This is a genomic window from Phreatobacter cathodiphilus (assembly GCF_003008515.1).
Lineage (GTDB): Bacteria > Pseudomonadota > Alphaproteobacteria > Rhizobiales > Phreatobacteraceae > Phreatobacter > Phreatobacter cathodiphilus.
This window is the reverse complement of record NZ_CP027668.1, coordinates 1439838-1459392: the sequence shown is the minus strand read 5'-3', so window position 1 is coordinate 1459392 and position 19555 is coordinate 1439838. Positions and strand designations below refer to the sequence as shown.

The 19555-nt window shown below is 71.5% G+C and carries 15 protein-coding genes; 10 read left to right on the top strand and 5 right to left on the bottom strand.

Annotation, left to right across the window (positions count from 1 at the left end):
- Positions 1–3 precede the first annotated feature (3 nt).
- The 5 genes from C6569_RS07110 to C6569_RS07090 all read left to right on the top strand — a co-directional run bounded on the left by C6569_RS07110 (position 4) and on the right by C6569_RS07090 (position 7667).
- Positions 4–921 carry an amino acid--[acyl-carrier-protein] ligase gene (locus C6569_RS07110; RefSeq protein WP_106748188.1) on the top strand — a complete coding sequence of 306 codons (918 nt, stop codon included), beginning with the start codon at positions 4–6 and terminating at the stop codon, positions 919–921.
- Between the two features lie 4 nt (positions 922–925).
- Positions 926–1939, top strand: a complete 1014-nt coding sequence (locus C6569_RS07105) for a DUF1839 family protein (RefSeq protein WP_106748187.1) — start codon at positions 926–928, stop codon at positions 1937–1939.
- Positions 1940–1946: 7 nt separating this feature from the next.
- Entirely contained in the window at positions 1947–4409 is a 2463-nt protein-coding gene (locus C6569_RS07100; RefSeq protein WP_106748186.1) for a glycoside hydrolase family 2 protein, read from the top strand.
- Entirely contained in the window at positions 4406–6112 is a 1707-nt protein-coding gene (locus C6569_RS07095) for an alpha/beta fold hydrolase (RefSeq protein ID WP_106748185.1), read from the top strand. Before C6569_RS07100 ends, C6569_RS07095 begins: the two co-directional genes overlap by 4 nt.
- A 112-nt stretch (positions 6113–6224) precedes the next feature.
- Positions 6225–7667: an undecaprenyl-phosphate glucose phosphotransferase gene (locus C6569_RS07090; protein WP_106748184.1), complete on the top strand. Its 1443-nt coding sequence runs from the start codon at positions 6225–6227 to the stop codon at positions 7665–7667.
- Positions 7668–7769: 102 nt separating this feature from the next.
- Here C6569_RS07090 and C6569_RS07085 read toward each other — a convergent pair whose 3' ends face one another.
- From C6569_RS07085 to C6569_RS07075, 3 genes are read right to left on the bottom strand one after another with little or no spacing between them, the layout of a single operon-like run.
- On the bottom strand, positions 7770–8828 hold the full coding sequence (locus C6569_RS07085; RefSeq protein WP_106748183.1) for a glycosyltransferase family protein: 1059 nt from the start codon (positions 8826–8828) through the stop codon (positions 7770–7772).
- Positions 8815–10125 (bottom strand): O-antigen ligase family protein, encoded by a 1311-nt coding sequence (locus C6569_RS07080; RefSeq protein ID WP_106748182.1) that lies wholly within the window; start codon positions 10123–10125, stop codon positions 8815–8817. The genes C6569_RS07085 and C6569_RS07080 overlap by 14 nt, the downstream gene beginning before the upstream one ends.
- 2 nt (positions 10126–10127) lie before the next feature.
- On the bottom strand, positions 10128–11126 hold the full coding sequence (locus C6569_RS07075) for a glycosyltransferase family 2 protein (protein WP_106748181.1): 999 nt from the start codon (positions 11124–11126) through the stop codon (positions 10128–10130).
- A gap of 191 nt (positions 11127–11317) precedes the next feature.
- On the opposite strand from C6569_RS07075, the gene C6569_RS07070 reads away from it, so the two are divergent.
- The 4 genes from C6569_RS07070 (at position 11318) to C6569_RS07055 (ending at position 15817) form a co-directional block, all read left to right on the top strand.
- Complete coding sequence (locus tag C6569_RS07070) at positions 11318–12160, top strand: polysaccharide deacetylase family protein (RefSeq protein WP_181313943.1); 843 nt, start codon at positions 11318–11320, stop codon at positions 12158–12160.
- Positions 12161–12281: 121 nt separating this feature from the next.
- Complete coding sequence (locus C6569_RS07065) at positions 12282–13775, top strand: GumC family protein (protein WP_181313942.1); 1494 nt, start codon at positions 12282–12284, stop codon at positions 13773–13775.
- A gap of 1 nt (position 13776) precedes the next feature.
- On the top strand, positions 13777–14556 hold the full coding sequence (locus C6569_RS07060) for a WecB/TagA/CpsF family glycosyltransferase (RefSeq protein WP_106750936.1): 780 nt from the start codon (positions 13777–13779) through the stop codon (positions 14554–14556).
- Between the two features lie 73 nt (positions 14557–14629).
- Entirely contained in the window at positions 14630–15817 is a 1188-nt protein-coding gene (locus C6569_RS07055; protein ID WP_106748178.1) for a hypothetical protein, read from the top strand.
- 43 nt (positions 15818–15860) lie between these two features.
- On the opposite strand, the gene C6569_RS07050 is transcribed toward C6569_RS07055, so the two are convergent.
- Both C6569_RS07050 and C6569_RS07045 read right to left on the bottom strand, forming a co-directional pair.
- Positions 15861–17288 (bottom strand): lipopolysaccharide biosynthesis protein, encoded by a 1428-nt coding sequence (locus C6569_RS07050; RefSeq protein ID WP_106748177.1) that lies wholly within the window; start codon positions 17286–17288, stop codon positions 15861–15863.
- Complete coding sequence (locus tag C6569_RS07045) at positions 17288–18385, bottom strand: endo-1,4-beta-xylanase (protein ID WP_245898264.1); 1098 nt, start codon at positions 18383–18385, stop codon at positions 17288–17290. Before C6569_RS07045 ends, C6569_RS07050 begins: the two co-directional genes overlap by 1 nt.
- Before the next feature lie 180 nt (positions 18386–18565).
- Here C6569_RS07045 and C6569_RS07040 point away from each other — a divergent pair, with 180 nt between their 5' ends.
- Positions 18566–19540, top strand: coding sequence for a quinone oxidoreductase family protein (locus C6569_RS07040; protein ID WP_106748176.1), 975 nt, complete (start codon positions 18566–18568; stop codon positions 19538–19540).
- Positions 19541–19555: the final 15 nt, after the last annotated feature.

The window sequence follows — 19555 nt, the reverse complement described above, 5'->3', positions numbered from 1 at the left end:
GACATGCTCGCCAAGACCGAGACCGCGACCTTCCTCGACGACCTCTTCGACACGGGCCTGCTGATCGAAACCGGCGTCGACGGCCTCTACGGCCGCTCCGGCCTGTTCGAGGCGATCGGCGACGGCTTCCAGGCCATGGTGACGCGTTACGGCGCCGCGGACGAGCCGGAGGTGGTGCGCTTTCCGCCCGCCATGTCGCGCCAGGTCTTCGAGAAGTCCGGCTACATGAAGAGCTTCCCCCAGCTCGCCGGCACCGTGCACTGCTTCTGCGGCAACCCGGCCGACCACGTCAGCCTGCTGCAGACGATCGAACAGGGCGGCGACTGGACCGAGGGGCAGAAGGCGAGCGAGATCGTGCTGACGCCGGCCGCCTGCTACCCGCTCTATCCGACGGCGGCGAAGCGCGGCACCCTGCCGGACGAAGGCCGCCTCTTCGACCTCATGTCCTACTGCTTCCGCCACGAGCCCTCGCAGGATCCGGCGCGCCAGCAGTTCTTCCGCATGCGCGAATTCGTGCGGATGGGCACGCCCGAGCAGGTGACCGAGTTCCGCGCCTCCTGGCTGGAGCGCGGCCAGGCGCTGATCGCCGAGCTCGGCCTGCCCTTCACCGTGGACGTCGCCAACGACCCCTTCTTCGGCCGGACGGGCAAGATGCTGGCGGTCAACCAGCGCGACCAGCGGCTGAAGTTCGAGCTCCTCATCGCCATCGAGAGCGAGGAGAAGCCGACGGCTTGCCTGTCCTTCAACTACCACCAGGACCATTTCGGCAAGACCTTCGGCCTGACCACCGAGGGCGGCGAGGTCGGACACACCGCCTGCGTCGGCTTCGGCCACGAGCGGGTCATCCTGGCCCTCCTGAAGCACTACGGCACGAACGTGGACCGCTGGCCCGCCTCGCTGCGCCATTCGCTGGGGCTCTGAGGCCATGGCGGCGGTGTTTCCTGAGCTCTCGGCGGCGACCTACCGGCGCCACGGCCTGCACGATGCGGGTCGGGCCTGGCCGGAGACCAACTGCCACACGGATCTCTTCATCGAACTGCTCTCGACCCTCGGCCGCGAACCCGCGGCCGGCCTCGGCATGACGCTCGCCCAGGACTTCGAGGGAGACCAGTTCACCTTCTTCAAGATCCCCAACGGCGATCTCGACACCCTGTTCGGCCTCGACCTCCAGGAACTGTCGATCTACCGCCCGCTGGTGGATCACCTGGAGGAGCAGGTCGCCCGCGGCCGCCTCGTCCTCGTCGAGGTCGACGCGCATTTCCTGCCCGACACCCGCGGCGTCACCTACCGCACCGACCATTCGAAGACGACGATCGCGGTGAACAGTTTCGACCGCGCGGCGTCGCGTCTCGGCTATTTCCACAATGCCGGCTATTTCGAGATGGAGGGCGAGGACGTCGAGCATCTCCTCGGCTTCGGCGCCGTGGCGACGCCGATCCTGCCGCCCTATACGGAATTCGTGAAGGTCGCGGGCCCCGGCCTCTCCGGCCGGGCGCTGCGGGATGCGGCTCTCGCGCGCCTCGGCGGCCACTGGGCGCGGCGGCCCGAGCGCAATCCGGTTATCTCCTATCGCGACGCCCTTCAGCGCCATCTCGACTGGCTGGCGGGCGAACCGCCCTGCTCCTTCCACCCCTATGCCTTCAACACCGCCCGTCAGTTCGGCGCCAACATCGCGCTGCTCGGCGACCATCTCGCCTGGCTCGCGGGCCAGGGCGTCGGCGGGCTCGACCGGGCCGTGGCGCTGTGCGAGGCCATGTCGAACGGCATGAAGACCTTCCAGTTCCTGCTGGCACGGGCGCTCGCGCGCAAGAAGACGGAGGCGCTCGCCGCCGCCCTCGACGAGACCGCCGACCGTTACGACGCGCTCATGGCCGAGCTCGCCGCCGCCCTGCGCTTCCCCGTGGCCGAAACCCGGACGCTCGTTCGGGCCGCATCCTGAGGGGCCGATGGGTCCGATCCGCAGCGACACGGACGACCGGATCGTCCCGCTCGACGCGGGCTGGACCATGGCCGTCCTCGATCCGGGCACAGCGGAGACACCGGCGGAGGCCGAGGCGCGCGGTGACTGGATCGACGCGCCCGTCCCCGGCACGGCGGAAGCGGCGCTGATCGCAGCCGGACGTCTGTCACCCGGGTCGCCCTCGGGCCTCCACGACCGCGACGTCTGGTACCGCTGCGCCTTCACCGCTGAAGGCCCGGCGACGCTGCGCTTCGAGGGCCTTACCGGTCCGGCCGAGGTCTTCCTCGACGGGGCGCCCATCCTCGGCGCCACGTCGATGTTCCTCGCGCAATCCCACCAGTTCGCGGCATCCGGCCGTCACCGGCTCGCCGTCCGCTTCGCCGCGCTCAACCCGCTCCTCGCCTCGGCCAAGGGGCCGCGCCAGCGCTGGCGGCCGCAGATGATTCAGCCGGGCGCGCTCCGGCTCGTCCGCACCACGCCGCTCGGCCATATGCCGGGCTGGTCGCCCGCGGTCGCGGTGGTGGGGCCGTGGCAGCCAGTCGATCTGGTGCTGCGTGGCGCCGGGCCGCGCGTCGATGACCTCACCCTCTCCGCCCGCCTCGATGCGGGCGACGGCATTCTCGACCTCGCCGTCCGCTTCGGCAGGCCGCCGGACCAGCCCGTCGAGGTCCTGTGCGGCGGCCATGCCCAGGTGCTTCACCCCGGCGAGGACGGCCTCCATGCCGGCCGCATGGTTCTCCCGGATGTCGCGCCCTGGTGGCCGCACACCCACGGCGCGCCGGCGCTCCATCCGGTGCAGGTGAGGATCGGGTCCCGCCTGATCGATTGCGGCTCCGTCGGCTTCCGCTCCCTCGCCCTCGACCGCGGCCCCGACGGCAAGGGTTTCGGCCTCGTCGTCAACGGCGAGCCGGTGTTCTGCCGCGGCGCCTCCTGGATGCCGCCGGATCCGGCTTCGCCGGGCGGCGCCGATCCACGGCAGCTGCTGGCGCTCGCCCGCGAGGCCGGCATGAACATGATCCGCCTCTCCGGCACCACCACGCCCGAGAGCCGCGCCTTCCACGAGGCCTGCGACGCCCTCGGCATCCTCGTCTGGCACGACCTGCCCTTCGCCAATTTCGACTATCCGGGCGACGAGACCTTCCGCGCGACGGCCGAGGCCGAGGCGCGCGCGCTGCTCGGCCGGCTCCGGGGCTCGCCGTCGCTGGCGGTGGTCTGCGGGGGCAGCGAGATCGCCCAGCAGGCGACCATGCTCGGCCTGACGCCGGGCCAGGCGGCCCTGCCGCTGTTCGAGGAGGCTCTGGCTGCGGTGGCGGCCAAGGCCGCGCCGCAGGCGATCTACGTCCCGCACTCCCCCTGGGGCGGCCCCCTGCCCTTCGTCACCGACGAGGGCGTCACCCATTATTTCGGCGTCGGCGCCTATCGCCGCCCGGTCGAGGACGCGCGCCGCGCCGACGTGCGCTTCGCCTCCGAATGCCTCGCCTTCGCCGCCGTTCCCGCGCCCGCGACGCTGGCGGCGGAAGGCCTCGCCGCGCCCATGGGCGAACGCTGGAAGGACGGCGTGCCGCGTGACGCCGGGGCCTCCTGGGATTTCGAGGACGTGCGCGACCACTATGTCGCCGCCCTCTTCGGCGTCGACCCGCAGACGCTGCGCACGAGCGAGCCGGAGCGTTATCTCGCCCTCGGCCGGGCGGCCCCCGCCCAGCTCATGGAGGAGGTCTTCGCCGAATGGCGGCGGGCGGGCTCACGCTGCGCCGGCGGCCTCGTCTGGTTCCTGAACGACATGAAGCCCGGCGCCGGCTGGGGCGTGATCGACCGGCTGGGCCGGCCGAAGACCACCTGGCATGCCCTCAAGCGGGCCTTCCGGCCGCTCCATCTCGGACTCACCGACGAGGGGCTGAACGGGCTCGGCGTCCATCTCGTCAACGAGACGGCGCGGGAGAAGCGGGTGCGCCTGACCCTCGCGACCTATGGCGAGGGCGTCCACCCGCTCGTCCGGGCCGAGCGCGAGCTGGTCCTCTCGCCGCGCTCCGCCGACAGCCTTTCGAGTTTCACCCTCGCCGGCCGATTCTTCGACCTGGCCCACGCCTACCGTTTCGGCCCCCTCGCCCATGATGCGACGCTGGCGCGGCTCCTTGACGCCGAGACCGGCGAGCTGCTGGCGGAGGCGAGCCATTTCGTCCCCGGCCGGGCGGCCGAGCCGCGGGATATCGGCCTGACCGTGCGACCGGTGATCCGGGACGGCGCCCCCGCCGTTTCCATCACGACGGAGCGGCTCGCCCGCTTCGTCACAATCGACGATCGGGCTTGCCGCCCCGCCGACGAGGGTTTCACCCTCGCGCCGGGAGAGACGCGCATCGTCGCCCTCATCGCCCGAACCCGCGAGGCCGCACCGGGCGGCACCGTCGCCGCCCTCAACAGCCATCCCGTCCCTTACGAGTTCGCAGCATGATCCCCGTCACGTTCAACGGCCTGATGGGCAAGCTGCACCTGCCGGAGGCTGACCGCCGCTCCGGGCTCGGCGTCGTCATCGTCCCCCCGCACGGGGTGGAGGCGCTGGCGGCGACCAAGACGCTGCGGCGTCTCGCGGAGGCGCTCGCCGCGGCCGGCCACGCGGCCTTGCGTTTCGACCTGCCGGGCACGGCCGATTCGCTCGGCGCCGACGCCGATCCCGAGCGCCTCGCCGCCTGGGTCGCGGCGACGCGCGAGGCTGCCGTCGTCCTCGGACGGCATGCGGGGGTCGACGGCATCGTCTTCTCCGGGCTCCGGTTCGGCGCCACCCTCGCCGCGCTGGCAGCCGAGGGAGCCGACAACCTCGCCGGCATCGTCCTGCTCGATCCCGTGGTGAAGGGGCGGCTCTACGCCCGTGAGCTCGCACTGACGGCACGGGCGCTCGCCGAGGCGGCGCGGCTCGATCCCGACGCCACGGCTACCGAGGCGGGGCTGTCCATCGCCGGCCTGACCACCACGTCGTCCACGCTGGAGGCGATGCGGGGGATCGACCTCGCCCGCCTCGCCCCGCCCGAGGCTCCGGTCCTTTTGCTCACGCGCAAAGGCGCGGCGGACGGACGCCAGCTCGCCGCCGCCTGGAGCACGGCTCCGATCACCGCGGCGGAGGCGCAGGGCTTCGAGGCGATTTCGCTCAGCCCGACCATGGCGGCGACACCCGCCGGCATCCTCACCGACGCCGTGGCCTGGATGGACCAGCTCCCCATCCGGCCCGCCCGTCCAGCCGTGCCGGCGCTACCGGCCCGCCTCGCCGGCCCCCATTTCACCGAGGAAGCGCTGACCTTCGGCGAGGGGCGCCGGCTGTTCGGCGTCGTCTGTGACCCGGCCACGGCCGCGCCGGGCCGCCCGGTCGTGCTGATCGTCAATGCCGGGCGCAACTCCCATGTCGGCTGGGCCCGTTCGGGCGTCCAGCTCGCCCGCGAACTCGCGGCCCAGGGCATCGCCTCGCTGCGCATGGACCTCGCCGGGATCGGCGACGGGCGGGATCGTCCCGACGGCGATGACAGCCTCGACAGCGTCCTCTACAACCGCGCCAACGACGCCCAGGTGCGGGACGCGGTCGACCTCCTCGTCGCCCGCGGGCATGGCGACGTGACCATGCTCGGCGCTTGCAGCGGCGCCTATCTCGCGCTGCACCAGGCGGCGCGCGACGAGCGGATCGCCGGGCTCGTCCTGGTCAATATCCAGCGCTTCGTCTGGCGTCCCGGCGAGACGGTCGAGGAAGCCATCGCCTCCGCCTATCCGCTGGCGGCGAGCTATGCCGGCAAGGTTTTCGAGGCCCGCGCCTGGCGGCGGCTGCTGAGCGGCGAGCGGAAGCTCGGACCGCTGATCCGCGCCTTCAGCCGGCGCGCCGCCGACCGGATCCGGGCGCTGCGCCCGACCGAGGAGACGCGCCGGGCGCGGGACATCATGCGGCGGCTCGCCGACCGGCGCATCCCCGTCGACATCATCTTCAGCGAGAACGATGCCGGGCTCGGCGATCTCGCCCTGCATTTCGGCTCGGGCGGGCGCTGGCTCACCGGGCGCGACAACGTGCGGCTGACCATCCTGCCGCGGTCGGACCACGACCTGACGCCGCCGGCCGCACGCCAGACGCTGGTCGCGCATGCGGCGGCAACCGCCCGGCGCGGCCGAATCCCGTCGTGAACCGCTCCGGCCGCGCCCCGCTGGCACGGCCCCTGCGATGAGGCCGTAAGGCCCCGCCGCCCGTCCCCATTCGAGACAGGCGGTGGCGTCGCGAGCTTCAAGGGTTCACGCCATGACGTTGAAGGAACTTGATATTCCCGCGGCGGCGGTCGCCAGGCGCGGCCGGGGCGGCTATGCGTGGATGCGCCTCGCGCTCAAGCTGTCCACCGCAGCGCTGGACTGGCTCATCATCGCCGCCACAAGCTATGCCACATCCCTCGTCTACAGCCGCGTCTCCAGCGGCGAATGGTGGACCACGACCTCCCAGGCGACGCTCGCCATGCTGGTCGCCAGCACCTTCGTCATGCTCAGCGCCGTGCGCAGCCAGTACGTGATCGGCAATTATGTCGGCGCCCGGCGGGCCTTCGGCACCACGCTGACCATGTGGGGGGCGACGTTCCTGACCCTGATGGCCTTCGCCTTCGCCACCAAGACGACCGACGTCTTCTCCCGTGTCGCCGTCATTCTCACCTTCCTCGTCGGCCTGCCGGCGGTGCTCGTCACCCGCGAGCTCACCGGGCGCCTGCTGACGCTGGGCTCGAAGTTCGGCGTCATCCCGGCCCGGCGCGTCATGCTGGTCGGCCGCGAGAGCGACGTGACTGACTTCGCCCGCCGCTACCAGCCGTGGAACGCCGGCATGCACATCGCCGGAACCGGCCTGCTCTCGGCCGAGGACGGATCGGTCGGCCGCGACGACATCGCCCGCATCGCCGGCCAGGCCCGCGAAATGCAGCTCGACGACGTGCTGATCATCGTGCCCTGGTCGCAGACCGAGACGATCGACCGGCTCGTCGACGGCTTCATGCGCATCCCCGTCACCATCCACCTCGGACCGGAGCGCATCTTCGACCGCTTCCAGGACGTCCACATCGCCAAGGCCGGCGGCATCGCCAGCCTGCAGCTCGGCCGCCCGCCGCTGACCGCCGGCGAGGTGATGGCCAAGCGGGCCCTCGACATCACCCTCGGCTCCTTCGCCCTCTTCCTGCTGACGCCGGTGCTGATCCTCGTCGCCATCGCCATCAAGCTCGACAGCCCCGGCCCCGTCCTGTTCATGCAGCGGCGCCTCGGCTTCAACCAGCGGGCGTTCCAGATCGTCAAGTTCCGCACCATGACGGTGATGGACGACGGGGATGTGGTGCGTCAGGCGACGCGGAACGACCAGCGCGTCACCCGCGTCGGCCGGTACCTGCGGCGCTGGAACATCGACGAGCTGCCGCAGCTCCTGAACGTGCTGGCGGGACAGATGTCACTGGTGGGTCCGCGCCCCCACGCCGTCGCCCACGACCGCGCCTTCGACGAGCGGATCGCGCTCTATGCGCGCCGCCACAACGTCAAGCCGGGCATCACCGGCTGGGCGCAGGTGCATGGGCTGCGCGGCGAGACCGACACCGTCGAGAAGATGAAGGCGAGGGTCGAGCACGACCTCTTCTACATCGACAACTGGTCGATCCTGCTCGACATCGAGATCCTGTTCCGCACCGTCCTGTCGCGGAAGGCCTACGACAACGCCTTCTGACCGCAGGCGACCTCTCGTCCCCCACGACGACAGGAGACCGCGACCCTCCGGGCCGCGGTTTCTTGTTGCATGCGTCACGGGATGAGGCGGGATGTGCGCCGCTCAGGCGGCCAGAACGCGATCGACGGCGGCGAGCGCGTCGCCCCAGGCGGCTGCGACGTCGAGACGGGCGCCATGGCGCGGCAGGGTCGACGCCTGTTCCACCGCGGCGGCCACCTCGTCGACGGTGGCGCGGTGGGAGACGAGGCGCAGCCTGCCCTCCTCCAGGAGGTGCTGGTAGGTCGGGTGGTGGTCGAAGGCGCCGGGCCGCTCCGGCGCGTTGACGACGACCGGCCGGCCCGACATGGCGCAGGCGAGCACGCTGCCGCGCCGGCTGGTAAGGCCTTCGGCGAAGAGATAGGCGAAGACGTCGACGCCGGCGAAGAGCGCGAAGAGTTCGGCGTCATCGGCCACATAGCCGGTGACGGCGATGCGGTCGGCCACCCCGAGGCTCGCCGCCCGCGCCATGAACTCCTCCTCCACGCGGTCCTGGCCCTTGACGAAGGAGCCGATGAAGACGGCGAAGGGGTCCTCGCCGCGCTGCACCAGGGCGGCCGTGAGGTCGAGGATCTGCGTCGACTGCTTGCGCGGATAGATGGAGCCGAAATGGCCGAGGACGAGCTGGCCGCGGCGGCGGGCCTCGTCGAGCCGCGCCGTCAGCGGGCTCTGCGGCAGCAGGTCCGGCCTCACCACGTTCGGCGGTATGGGCACGAGACCCCGGCGACGCGGAGCGAGGCGCGACAGCGGATCGGCGGCGAACTGGGCCGCCACCTCAGGCGCCGAGAACAGGATGGCGCCGGCGAGCGGCAGAAGCGGCGCGTAGCTGACGCGCCGTTTCCAGTCAAGATCGGCCCATTCGTGCAGGATGAGGAGGACGCGCCGGCCGCGGGCCCGCGCCTTCAGCGCGGCGATGACGGGATCGGCGAGCCGTCGCTTCCAGGCGACGACCGGAAGGTTGATGACGAGGACCCCCTCGCCGCCGCCGGTACCGAGTTCGCGCGTCGCGGCGCGCCCGCCCGCAGTTTCGGCCAGGCGGCGGGCGAAGGCCTCCACGCCGCAGGGAGCGGCGCTGTCCGAGATCAGCACGTCGAGGCGCGACGCGCCCTCGTCACTCCGCGACATGGGGCCGCCTCGCCAGGTAATGCAGGCCGAAGACCGCGAAGAGGAAGGTGATCCAGATCGGGTCGAAGCGGACGAAGAGGAAGCTCTCGAGCACCGAGACGTAGATGCCGAAGAGCCAGATCTGCAGGAACATGAGGAGGAGCGCCGGGTCGGCTCCCCGCGCCCGCGCCGCGAGGAAATTGCGCAGCGGCCAGACGACGAAGACGGCGATCACGAGGAGCAGGCCGGGAAGGCCCATGTTGAGCGCCGCGTCGATATAGCCGTTGTGGGCATGGGCGGCGTGGCCGCCCCACTGGGTTGCGTCCTCCTGGCCGAAGCGGGTCGATTCCAGCGCCCAGTAGGCGGAATAGCCGAAGCCGGTCAGCGGCCGCTCGACGATCTTTTCCAGTGCCAGCTCCCAGACGTCGGCGCGGCCGGTGAATGTCGCATCGATCGGCAACAGACGGACGATGTCGCCGAGGCCCTTGCTGACCACGGTTCCGGGGCCGAGCACCAAGAGAACCACGAGCGGGGCGAAGGCGATCGCCCCCGCCAGCCAGCCACGGCGGGTGCGCGCCACCACGACGGAGACGGCGAGACTCACCACCAGAAGCATGGTCGAGCTCTTGGCGCCGGACATCAGCACGAAGGCGGAGCAGAGCAGCAACAGCACCGAGCCCAGCGGCACGAGGCCGGTCCGCACCGCGAAGATCATCATGAAGATGGTCATCGCGAAGATGGCGCCGGCGGTGTTCTTGTGGGCGAAGACGCCGCGCCAGTCGCCGGCGAGCTGCGGCTCGTTGATGTCCGTGATCTGGTGGATCGCGAACTGGGGAAAGAGCGCGACGCCGACCAGCGACAGGAGAACGAGGATGCCGACGGCGGCCGCCAGCAGCCGGGCCAGATCGCGCCTCCCCTTCGGCATCAGGAACAGCGAGGCGGTGAGCACGGCGAGCATGCCGAAGAGGATCAGCCGCCGCAGCGACAGCGAGACATCCGCCGAGGTGACGACGGTGAAGGACAGCCAGGCACCGAGGGCGATCCAGAGCGGGTGGATCAGCGTCGCGAGCGCGCGCGGCTGGGTCAGGACCGCGACAAGGCCGGCGACGGCCGCCATGAGCCCGTAGGCGGCATAAGCCGTGCCCTCCTGGCCGAAGGCGAATTCCAGGGAGGCGGTGGTGCCGAGGTCGGCATAGGGCTCCAGGGTCACCCAGGCGAGCAGGAAGGCGCCGACGAAGACGAGGACGCGGGCCCAGCGCATGAGCTGGGCGAGGTCGTCCACCGGCAGGGCGCCGGGGGCCCCGGTGATGCGCGCCATCGTCACGAGACGTTCCCCGCGCGGTAAGGCTGCTGCTCGACGCCGGCCCAGGCCGCGAGCCGGCCGGCCGAGACGGCAAGAGGATGAGCGGCGACGACCGGATTGCGCGTCCGCACCAGCGCGACGGCGGCGCGCAGCAGCGCCAGCGGCACGATGGCGACGTCCTTGGCGACGATCCTTGCCCCGCCGGCCGCGCCCGTCGCGTGTTTCAGGTCGACGGCCCGGTTGATGGAGCCGATCCGCAGGCCCCGTCTCAGCACCCAGCCGACGCGGGCGCGCTCCGCCGGCACGGTTTCGGTGATCAGCGCCTCCTGCACCCACCAGGAGCGCAGCCCCGCCAGGCGACAACGGGTGAAGAAGTCCATGTCGCCGCCGCCGAGGAAGTTGAAGCGGGGGTCCAGCGGCCGGTGGCCGAGGCGGTCGAAGACGCGCCGGCGCATCAGACAGTTGCCGGTGCCGTAGATCATCGGCACGGGGCCGGTGCGCACGTGGCTCGGCCAGAAGACGGGATGACGGGCGAGCGAGGCCGGCGTCTCGTCGCGGAAGCAGGGCACGACCGGCCCGCCGACGACGTCGGCGTCCTCGCGCTCCGCCGCCTCCACCATCCGCGCGAGCCACTCGGGCGAGGCGACCTCGTCGTCGTCGATCATCAGGATGTGCTCGGCCGCCGGGAAGGAGGCCAGAGCCATGGCGAAGCCCGCATTGATGGCGTGGACATTGCCCTGGGCGGATTCGACGAAGGCGAGGCCGGAGAGGGTGCCGCGGGCGAGCCACTGGGCGGCGACGACGAGGCCCTCCCGGCCGGCCGCGTCATTCTCCACGACGACCACGGCGAAGGGCGGCGCGTCGCGCTGGCCGGCGAGCGAGGCGAGCGTGTCCGCCAGCATGGCCGGCCGGCGAAAGGTCGGCACCACCACGACGGCCCGCGCGGCCTGCAGGTCGAGCCCGGCGCTGCGGACCAGGGCGCGGTCCTCGGACGTCTCGCTGCGGGACGATTCCATGGAAACAGTCTCAACCTGGTTCACGATCGGCTCCTCACGCGGGGGCGGATGGATGTCTGTCGCGTTCCGCAGCAAATGGCTTGCCGCGGCGACCGCGACCGGTCCTGGCCCGGCTCTTGCCAGTTTGCGCCTCACCGCTTGCCCGGCCAGTGTATCTGTCCGGAAACAGGGCAGACCGCATGGAGCAGGGCGTGAACGAGAAGATGAACGGGCTGGCGCACCCTACCCTGTTCCGTCCGGTGCGGGGGCGCGCCCCGGCAGATCCGCTGGTCGATCCGGACGAGGTTGATTTCGGCGGCCTGTTTCCGCGGCTCGACCATATGATCGGCCGCCGCATCGCCTTCCGCACCGCCGCGATCCATCTCGACCGGCCGGTCGTCTCCATCACCTTCGACGATTTCCCCCGGACGGCGGACACCCCCGGCGCCCGCATTCTGGAAGATCACGGCGCACGCGGCACCTTCTATCCGGCGTCGGGCCTGTTCGGCCTCACCAACAGCCGCTGGACTGTGGCGGGGGCCGAGACCGTCGCGGACCTCCACCGCCGCGGCCACGAGATCGGCCTGCACGGCCATGCCCATCGGCCGGCCAATCTCCTCGATCCCGCGGCGTTTGCGGCCGACCTCGCCGCCAACCGCGCGGCGCTGCGGCGGATCGTGCCGGGCCTCGTGCGCGAGAACTACGCCTATCCCTACGGCCAGTGCGGCGTGAGGCAGAAGAAACGGCTCTCCGCCAGCGTGCGGAGCTCCCGGTCCGTCCAGCCGGGGATCAATGCCGGGCGCACCGACCTCGACTTCCTCAAATCGGTCGAAATCAGCGCCCGGGGCCTCACCGAGAACAATCTCGACCGCTGGCTCGACAGGGCCGAGGCCGCCTCCGGCTGGCTCGTCCTCTTCACCCACGACGTCAGCGAGGCGCCGAGCCTCTACGGCACGACGCCACGGGTGCTGGCGCGCATCGTCTCGCGCGCCCTCGAACGCGGCTTCGCCGTGCTGCCGGTAGCCGCGGCGCTCGACCGGGCGGGCATCGCCTGAAACGGCACAACCCCCGCTGGTCCCGTCCTTGCGGAGCATGAGCACCACCGATGTCTCGTGTTCCACTCCGGGACTCCCGCCCCTCGCGGCGGCCCGGACAGGCCCAGGAAAGGACCCGACCATGTATGACGATGGTCGTCCCGAACGCCGCGACCCGCCCGTGCCGGCCGCCACCGCCGGCCCTGTCCCGCCGCCCTCCGGCGGGCTGGGGGCGGCCATTCTGCCCTACTGGATGCCGATCCTCGCGCTGGCGCTCGCCTGCGCCGGGATGGCCTATGGCGCCTCGCGCCTGATGACGCCGCGCTTCATGGCGACGTCGCAGATCTTCGTCGATCCCCGCGGCATCCAGGTCTTCGACAACGAGCTGACCCCGCGCCAGCAGGATTCCAACGCGGCCATCAACTTCGTCGAGAGCCAGGCGCGCATCGTCACGTCGCAGAGCGTGCTGTCCCGCGTCATCGACAGCGAGCGCCTGACGGACGACCCCGAATTCAACGGCGAAGGCGGCGCCAACTGGGCGGTGGCGCTGCTGCGCTCGCTCGGCCTCGGCCGGCCGGCCGAGGAGAGCCTGGCGAGCCGCGAGCGGCAGGCGCTCAACGCCCTCTACGACCGCGTCATCGTGCGCCGGCCGGAGCGAACCTTCGTCATCGAGGTGACGGTGCGCGCCTCGGACGCCGACAAGGCTGCGCGGCTCGCCAACGCCGTCTCTCACGCCTATATCGACAGCCAGACGGCGGCCCGGGCCGATGCGGCGCGGCGTGCCACCCAGTCCCTCACCAACCGGCTCGACGAGCTGCGCACCCGGGTTCGCATCGCCGAGGAGCGGGCCGAAGACTTCCGCCGCCGCAACGGCCTGGTCGGCACCCGCACCCAGCTCGTCAGCGAACAGCAGCTCACCGACGCCAACAGCCAGCTCGCCCAGGCCCAGGCCCGCGTCGCCGAGGCCCAGGCGCGCAGCGAGCAGATCCAGATCTCGCTGCGCACGGCGAGCCAGGCGGGGGCATTGCCCGAAGCGGTGATGAGCCCGACGATCGCGGCCCTGCGCGGCCAGCAGGCCGAGGCGCGTCGCCGGTTGGCCGACGCGCAGACCGAGTTCGGCCCGCGCCATCCCACCGTCCGCAACGCCCAGGCGCAGGTGAGCGATCTCGACCGCGCCATCGCCGACGAACTCGGCCGCATCGCCCAGGCCGCCCGCGCCGACCTCGACCGCGCCCGCGCCGCCGAGGCCACCCAGCGCCGCACCGTCGAACAGCTGACCTCGCTCGCCTCGGAAGCCGGCCAGGCCTTCGTCCAGCTGCGCGAACTCCAGCGCGAGGTGGACGTCAACCGCAACCTGCTCCAGGCCTTCCTTTCGCGTTCGCGCGAGACGAGCGAGCTGGAGCGCCTCGACACGAGCAATGCGCGGATCATCACCGTGGCCCAGCCGCCACGGGACCGCGTCTTCCCGCCCCGTGGGGTGGTGATGGCGCTGGCGGGCTTCGTGGTGGGTGGCGGCCTCGGCGTCGGTCTCGCCCTCGCGGCGGCCCTCCTGCGCGGCGGCGGCGGACGACAGGCCCCCGCCCCGGCACCGCGCCCGGTCGCCGCCCGGCCGCCCCTCGCCCGCCTGGTCCACTGACATGAGCGCGGCCTTCGACACCGCCTTCGCGGCGATCCCGACCGTCACGGTGGGCGGACTGCCCATCGCGGTGCTCGACCGTGCCGCCACCGCCGGCTGGATGATCCGGGCGGCGCGCGAGCGGCAGCGGGGCCGGCGGCCGCTCTACCTGACCTCCGCCAACGGCGAGGTTCTGGCGCGCGTCGCGGCAGAACCGGAGCTCGCCGCTCTCGTCCGTGACGCCGACCAGATCGTCGCCGACGGCCAGCCGCTGGTCGTCGCCTCGCGGCTCAAATGCAGGACGCCCCTGCCGGAGCGCGTCGCCACCACGGATCTCTTCCACGACGTCGCCCGGCGCGCCGAGGAGACGGGGACGAGCTTCTACCTCTTCGGCGCGACGGCCGAGGAGAACGCGCGGGCCGTGGCCAACGTCCGGCGCGCCTATCCGCGCCTCGTCATCGCCGGCCATTGCCACGGCTTTCTCGCCGGCGCCGAACTGGAGGCGAAGATCGCCGAGATCGACGCCCTCGCCCCGGACATCCTCTGGCTCGCCATGGGCGTGCCGCACGAGCAGCGCTTCGTCGCCCGCCACGCCGACCGGCTCCGCCATGTCGGCATGATCAAGACCTCGGGGGGTCTGTTCAATTTCCTCTCCGGTACCAACAGGCGCGCGCCCGAGTGGATGCAGCGCGCCTCGCTGGAATGGGCTTATCGCATCTGGCTGGAACCGCGCCGCCTGTTCTGGCGCTATGCCGTCACCAATCCGAAGGCCATCTATTTGATGGCCCGGCGTTCCGCGTGATCCCATGAGCGCTCCCGGTTTGACACGCGCCGCAGAGGCCCTCCATGGTCCCGCCCCCGCCGGGAGCAGCCTCGTGAGCCGGAACCGCGCCGACATCGCCATCGTCCGCCCCTGCCCGACCCTGCTCACCGACTTCACCGCCGCGCGGCGGCTGTCGGTGCGGCCGGCGGAGGCGCGGGACGCCGACTACGACGCGAAATTCGACGCCGAGACCCTGTTCTTCGACGCCTTCATCGGCATTCGCGGCCGCATCGTTCTGGTCGGACCGCCCTTCCTCAACCTCCGCGCGGCGATGGAGGCAGCGACGATAGAGGCGAAGCCCTCCGGCCGGCCCTGCCGCTTCGAGCTGCGCGAGCTCGACCGCCACGGCCAGATCCATGTCGAGGCGCCGGACGGCACGCGCAGCCTCGTCGTCACCTCCGCCCTCGGCAGGGTCGAGGTGAGCGTGCAGCCGAGCGAGGTCGACGTCTTCGCCGGCCGGCGCGTGGTCTTCACCCAGTCGCGCAACAACGACCTCGCCTGGATCCAGGACTGGGCCCGCTACGCCCGCGACGCCCACGGCGCCGACGCCGTCCTGCTCTACGACAACGCCTCGACGCGCTACGACAGCGCGGCGGTGGCCGAAGCGCTGGCGGCGGTCTCCGGCATCCGCGCGGTGCGCGTGGTCGAATGGCCCTTCAAGTACGGCCCGCAGGGGCTCGATGCCCGCCGTTTCTGGGATTCCGATTTCTGCCAGCACGGCGCGTGGGAACATGCCCGCCGCCGCTTCCTCGAGGCCGCCGCCAGCGTCCAGAACGCCGATATCGACGAGCTCGTCGTCTCGGACGACGGGCGGAGCGTCTTCGCCGCCGCCGAGGCCGATCCGTTCGGCATCCTGCGCTATCGCGGCCGGTGGGTCGTCGGAACCGGCGACGAGGTCGGGGCGCCGGCGCATGCGGTCCGCCATGCCGATTTCGACACGGTCCAGCGCGAGCGTTTCGAGCGACGCTTCGGCCTCATCCGGCGGAACGTGCTTGCCTGCCCGGCGAAATGGACCCTCGTGCCCTGGCGCTGTCCTGACCGGGCGCAGTGGCGGGTCCATACGGTCGGCCACTGGCCGGCTGCCCTGCGCACCAGCGCCGCCTTCGGCTACCGGCACTTCCGCGAGATCAACGACAACTGGAAGTACAAGCGCACGCGCGCCGACCGGTTCGATCCCGCCACGCACGAGGTCGACGGGCCGCTGAAGGCGCATTTCGCGCGGGTGGACTGGAACGCCTGAGGCGGAGGACCGGCCGCGCCGGCGCTTCTCCCGTTCCCGCGGCTCAGGCCCGGCCGCTGCTCCAGCCGATCCGATGCATCATCGCCGACCGCACGCCTGCGACGTCGAGGGCGAGCGCCGCCGCGGCATAGGTCACGACGCCGGTGACCACGGCCGTGGCGAAGACGGCGAGGTCGCCGGTGGCGCCGGCCCGGGCGATGACGACGGTCGGCGCCGCCATGACGAGCACGGCCGCCACGACCCGGATCACGGGGCGCCAGGCGAAGGGCAGCGGATGGGCGCGGCGCGACAGGGCGTAGCCGGCGGCGACGCCCACGGCCTCCGCCAGGACCAGCGACCAGGCCGCTCCCTTGAGCCCGAAGGCCGGCACCAGGACGGCCATGCCGACCACGTTGGCGACGAGGATGGCGGTGCCGTGGGCGACCATCAGCGAGGGCTTCTTGGCGAGGTGGAAGCTGATCTGGACGAATTGCTGCGAGATGGTCTGGAACAGCCAGGCGAAGACCAGGATGGGGATGAGGACGGCCGCGATGTCGCGGAATTCGGGACCGAGGATCAGCGCGGCGAAATGCGGCGCGACGATCGCCAGCCCGACGACCGCCGGCATGACGACGGCGAGGAGAAGCTCGCCGCTGCGGGTGAGATGGATGTCCGCGGCGGCCGGACCTTCTTCGGCGAGGGCGCGGATGGCGAGCGGCACGACGGCGGAGGCGACCGACAGGGCGGGAAAGAGGATGATCTGGCGCACGAGGTCTGCCGCCGCGCCATAGACGCCGGCCGCCGCATCCCCGAGGAGTGCGGCGACGAGGAGGCGGTCGAGGGCGGCGTGGAGGGCGAAGACGCCGCCCGACATGGCCATGGGTATGCCGAAGCCCAGCATGGTGCGGAAGGTGACGGCGTCGAAGGGCTTTCGCGGGCCCTTCCAGACGGCCGGGGAGAAGGCGAGCGCGGCGATGACATAGGCACCGGCGACACCGGCGACGAGGCCGAAGCCGCCCCAGCCCGCCTGGACGAGGGCGAAGGAGATGCCGATGGCGGCGAAGGCGCGGACCACGGTGGCGCGCATGTAGGAGGTCGAGTCGAGGCGCGCCCGGAGGATTTCCTGGCCGAGTTCGAACAGGCCGAGCGCCGCGGCCAGCACCAGCGCGGCCAGGGCCTTGTCGAGCGGCACGGCGAGCGCCCAGACCGTGATGCCGAGGGCGATGGGCAGTGTCGCCGCCGACACGGCATAGGCGGCGAGCGCCGTCAGGCGGATGTCCGTCGCCTCGCCCTCCGATTCGAAGCGCAGCACGGAGAGGCGCACCCAGGTGAAGAGCAGGGCCGAGACGATGCCGGCGACCGAGAGCGCGACGACGTAGACGCCGTACTCGGCCGGCGTCAGCATCCGGGTGAACAGGATCACCGACAGGAAGCCCAGCGCCGAGGAGGTGCCGTGTGCGACCATGTAGGTGGAGGTCTGCCGGATGAGCATCAGCGGCGGTCCCGCAGGACATGCGCGATGACACGCGCCAGCGGCTTCACCCGGTAGGCGGCGTCGAACGGCAGTGGCCGGTTGGGCAGGCCGTCGGTGCGCTTGAAGTAGGTCGGCACCCAGGTGTGCCTGTCGGTGATGCCCCAGGTGAGGATGGAATCGATGGGCGACCCGGCGCGGACCGCGTCGAGGAACTCGTAGGCCTTCGCGGCGACGAGGATGTCGCGCACCTCCGGGGGGCCGGGCAGCTTGTCGTCGATGACGTCCAGCTCGGTGACGAGCACGGCGAGGCCCATGGCGCGGCATTCCGCTGTGAAGGCGGCGACGCCCTCGCGGTCGATGGCGAGGTCACCGCGCAGGTGGCCCTGCAGGCCGACGCCGTGCAGCGGCACGTTGCGCAGCTTGAGGTCGCGGATGAGGCGCAGGAGGGCCTCGCGGCGGCGGCGGTAGCGGTCGCCGACGAATTCGATGTCGTATTCGTTGATGACGAGCTGCGCTTCGGGGTCGACGCGCGCCGCGGTGCGCAGGGCGAGCGCGAAATGGGCCTCGCCCAGGCGCTGCTGCCAGATCGAGGGGCGGATGTCGGACCGGCTCGTCGGGTCGTCGGGGATCGCCTCGTTGATGACGTCCCAGCTCTTGATGCGGCCGCGATAGCGGCCCATCACCGTCTCGATATGGCCGACCAGCAGCCTCTCGGCGTCCGAAGCGGAGGCAATGGCCTTGGTCCAGTCGGGCATGGCGCCGTACCAGACGAGCGTGTGGCCGCGCAGGGTCATGCCGTTGGCGGTGGCGAAGGCCATGTGCTTGTCCGGCGCGTCGAAGACGAACTGCTCGCGCGTCGGCCGGATGTCGTACCATTTGAGGCCGCCCTCGCCGACGATCTGCCGGCAATGGCGGGCGATCGCGGCCCGGAACTCCGGCTCGACGGCCAGCGGCACGTCGCGCACGGCGGCGCCGTAGCGCAGCCCCGCCAGCGGCGACGCCTCATCGGCGGCGGCGGGTCCGGCCAGCAGAGTCCCCAAGGGGGACGTGGCGGCGACGCCGAACGCGGCGGCGGCCTTCAGGGATGAAAGGATCGTATCGCGACGGGACAGCATGGCGGCTCCTTGCCCCGCCCTCGCAAGACCCGTTCCGCGCCCGGGCGAAATGTTCGCCGGCAAGGCTGGCAGGTGACGGAAGGGCTTGGAAGTCTCTACAACCGATCGTAACACGGTGATGGCGCGTTGGACGGCGCGGGTCGGCGAGAGCGGATCCGGCACGATGAAGGGACTGGCGACATGGTGAAGGCGATCCGCATCCACAAGACCGGCGGACCGGATGCGATGGTCTACGAGGACGTTCAGGTGAAGCCGCCGGGGCCGGGCGAGGCCTATATCCGGCAGACCGCCATCGGCGTGAACTTCATCGACGTGTACTACCGCAGCGGGCTCTACAAGTTTCCCTCGCTGCCGCACGGGATCGGCATGGAGGCGGCCGGCGTGGTGGAGGCCATCGGCCCCGGCGTCACCGAGGTCGCGTTCGGCGACCGCGTCGCCTATGCGGGCGGCCCGCCCGGAGCCTATGCGGAAAAGCGGCTGATCCCCGCCGCCCAGCTCGTCAAGCTGCCCAAGGCCGTCGACGACAAGGTGGCCGCGGCGATCATGCTTCAGGGCATGACGGCGCGCTATCTCCTCAAGGAGACCCACGTCGTCAAGAAGGGCGACACGATCCTCGTCCACGCCGCGGCGGGCGGTATGGGCCTGTGGCTCTGCCAGTGGGCCAAGGCGCTGGGCGCCAACGTCATCGGCACCACGTCGAGCGCGGAGAAGGCGGCGCTGGCGAAGAAGAACGGCTGCAAGTTCCCGATCATCTATACCGAGGAGGACTTCGTCGCCCGCGTCATGGAGATCACCGGCGGCAAGGGCGTGCAGGTCGTCTATGACGGCGTCGGCAAGGACACGTTCCTGAAGTCCCTCGAATGCCTCGCCGTGCGCGGTCATCTCGTGCTGTTCGGCACCGCCTCCGGCGTACCCGACCCGATCTCTCCCGCCGTGCTGGCGGCGAAGTCGGCGACGCTGACCCGGCCGGGCCTCTACCACTACATCGCCACCCGCAAGGACCTGCTGGCCAATGCCAAGGACGTGTTCGAGGTGGTGAAGAACGGCACGGTGACCATCCAGAAGCCGCAGGAATATGCGCTGAAGGACGCGGCGAAGGCGCACAAGGACCTCGCGGGGCGCAAGACGACGGGCTCGATCATCCTGATCCCCTGATCCTCCCCGCCACAG

Excerpts from the sequence above, each read along its gene's own strand:
- C6569_RS07040 (WP_106748176.1), top strand. The coding sequence starts at position 18,566 with ATGGTGAAGGCGATCCGCATCCACAAGACCGGCGGACCGGATGCGATG.
- C6569_RS07085 (WP_106748183.1), bottom strand. The coding sequence starts at position 8,828 with ATGTCGCGGAGTGACGAGGGCGCGTCGCGCCTCGACGTGCTGATCTCG.
- C6569_RS07105 (WP_106748187.1), top strand. The coding sequence starts at position 926 with ATGGCGGCGGTGTTTCCTGAGCTCTCGGCGGCGACCTACCGGCGCCAC.
- C6569_RS07110 (WP_106748188.1), top strand. The coding sequence starts at position 4 with ATGCTCGCCAAGACCGAGACCGCGACCTTCCTCGACGACCTCTTCGAC.
- C6569_RS07075 (WP_106748181.1), bottom strand. The coding sequence starts at position 11,126 with ATGGAATCGTCCCGCAGCGAGACGTCCGAGGACCGCGCCCTGGTCCGC.
- C6569_RS07090 (WP_106748184.1), top strand. The coding sequence starts at position 6,225 with ATGACGTTGAAGGAACTTGATATTCCCGCGGCGGCGGTCGCCAGGCGC.
- C6569_RS07050 (WP_106748177.1), bottom strand. The coding sequence starts at position 17,288 with ATGCTCATCCGGCAGACCTCCACCTACATGGTCGCACACGGCACCTCC.
- C6569_RS07045 (WP_245898264.1), bottom strand. The coding sequence starts at position 18,385 with ATGCTGTCCCGTCGCGATACGATCCTTTCATCCCTGAAGGCCGCCGCC.
- C6569_RS07065 (WP_181313942.1), top strand. The coding sequence starts at position 12,282 with ATGTATGACGATGGTCGTCCCGAACGCCGCGACCCGCCCGTGCCGGCC.
- C6569_RS07080 (WP_106748182.1), bottom strand. The coding sequence starts at position 10,125 with ATGGCGCGCATCACCGGGGCCCCCGGCGCCCTGCCGGTGGACGACCTC.
- C6569_RS07060 (WP_106750936.1), top strand. The coding sequence starts at position 13,777 with ATGAGCGCGGCCTTCGACACCGCCTTCGCGGCGATCCCGACCGTCACG.
- C6569_RS07095 (WP_106748185.1), top strand. The coding sequence starts at position 4,406 with ATGATCCCCGTCACGTTCAACGGCCTGATGGGCAAGCTGCACCTGCCG.
- C6569_RS07100 (WP_106748186.1), top strand. The coding sequence starts at position 1,947 with ATGGGTCCGATCCGCAGCGACACGGACGACCGGATCGTCCCGCTCGAC.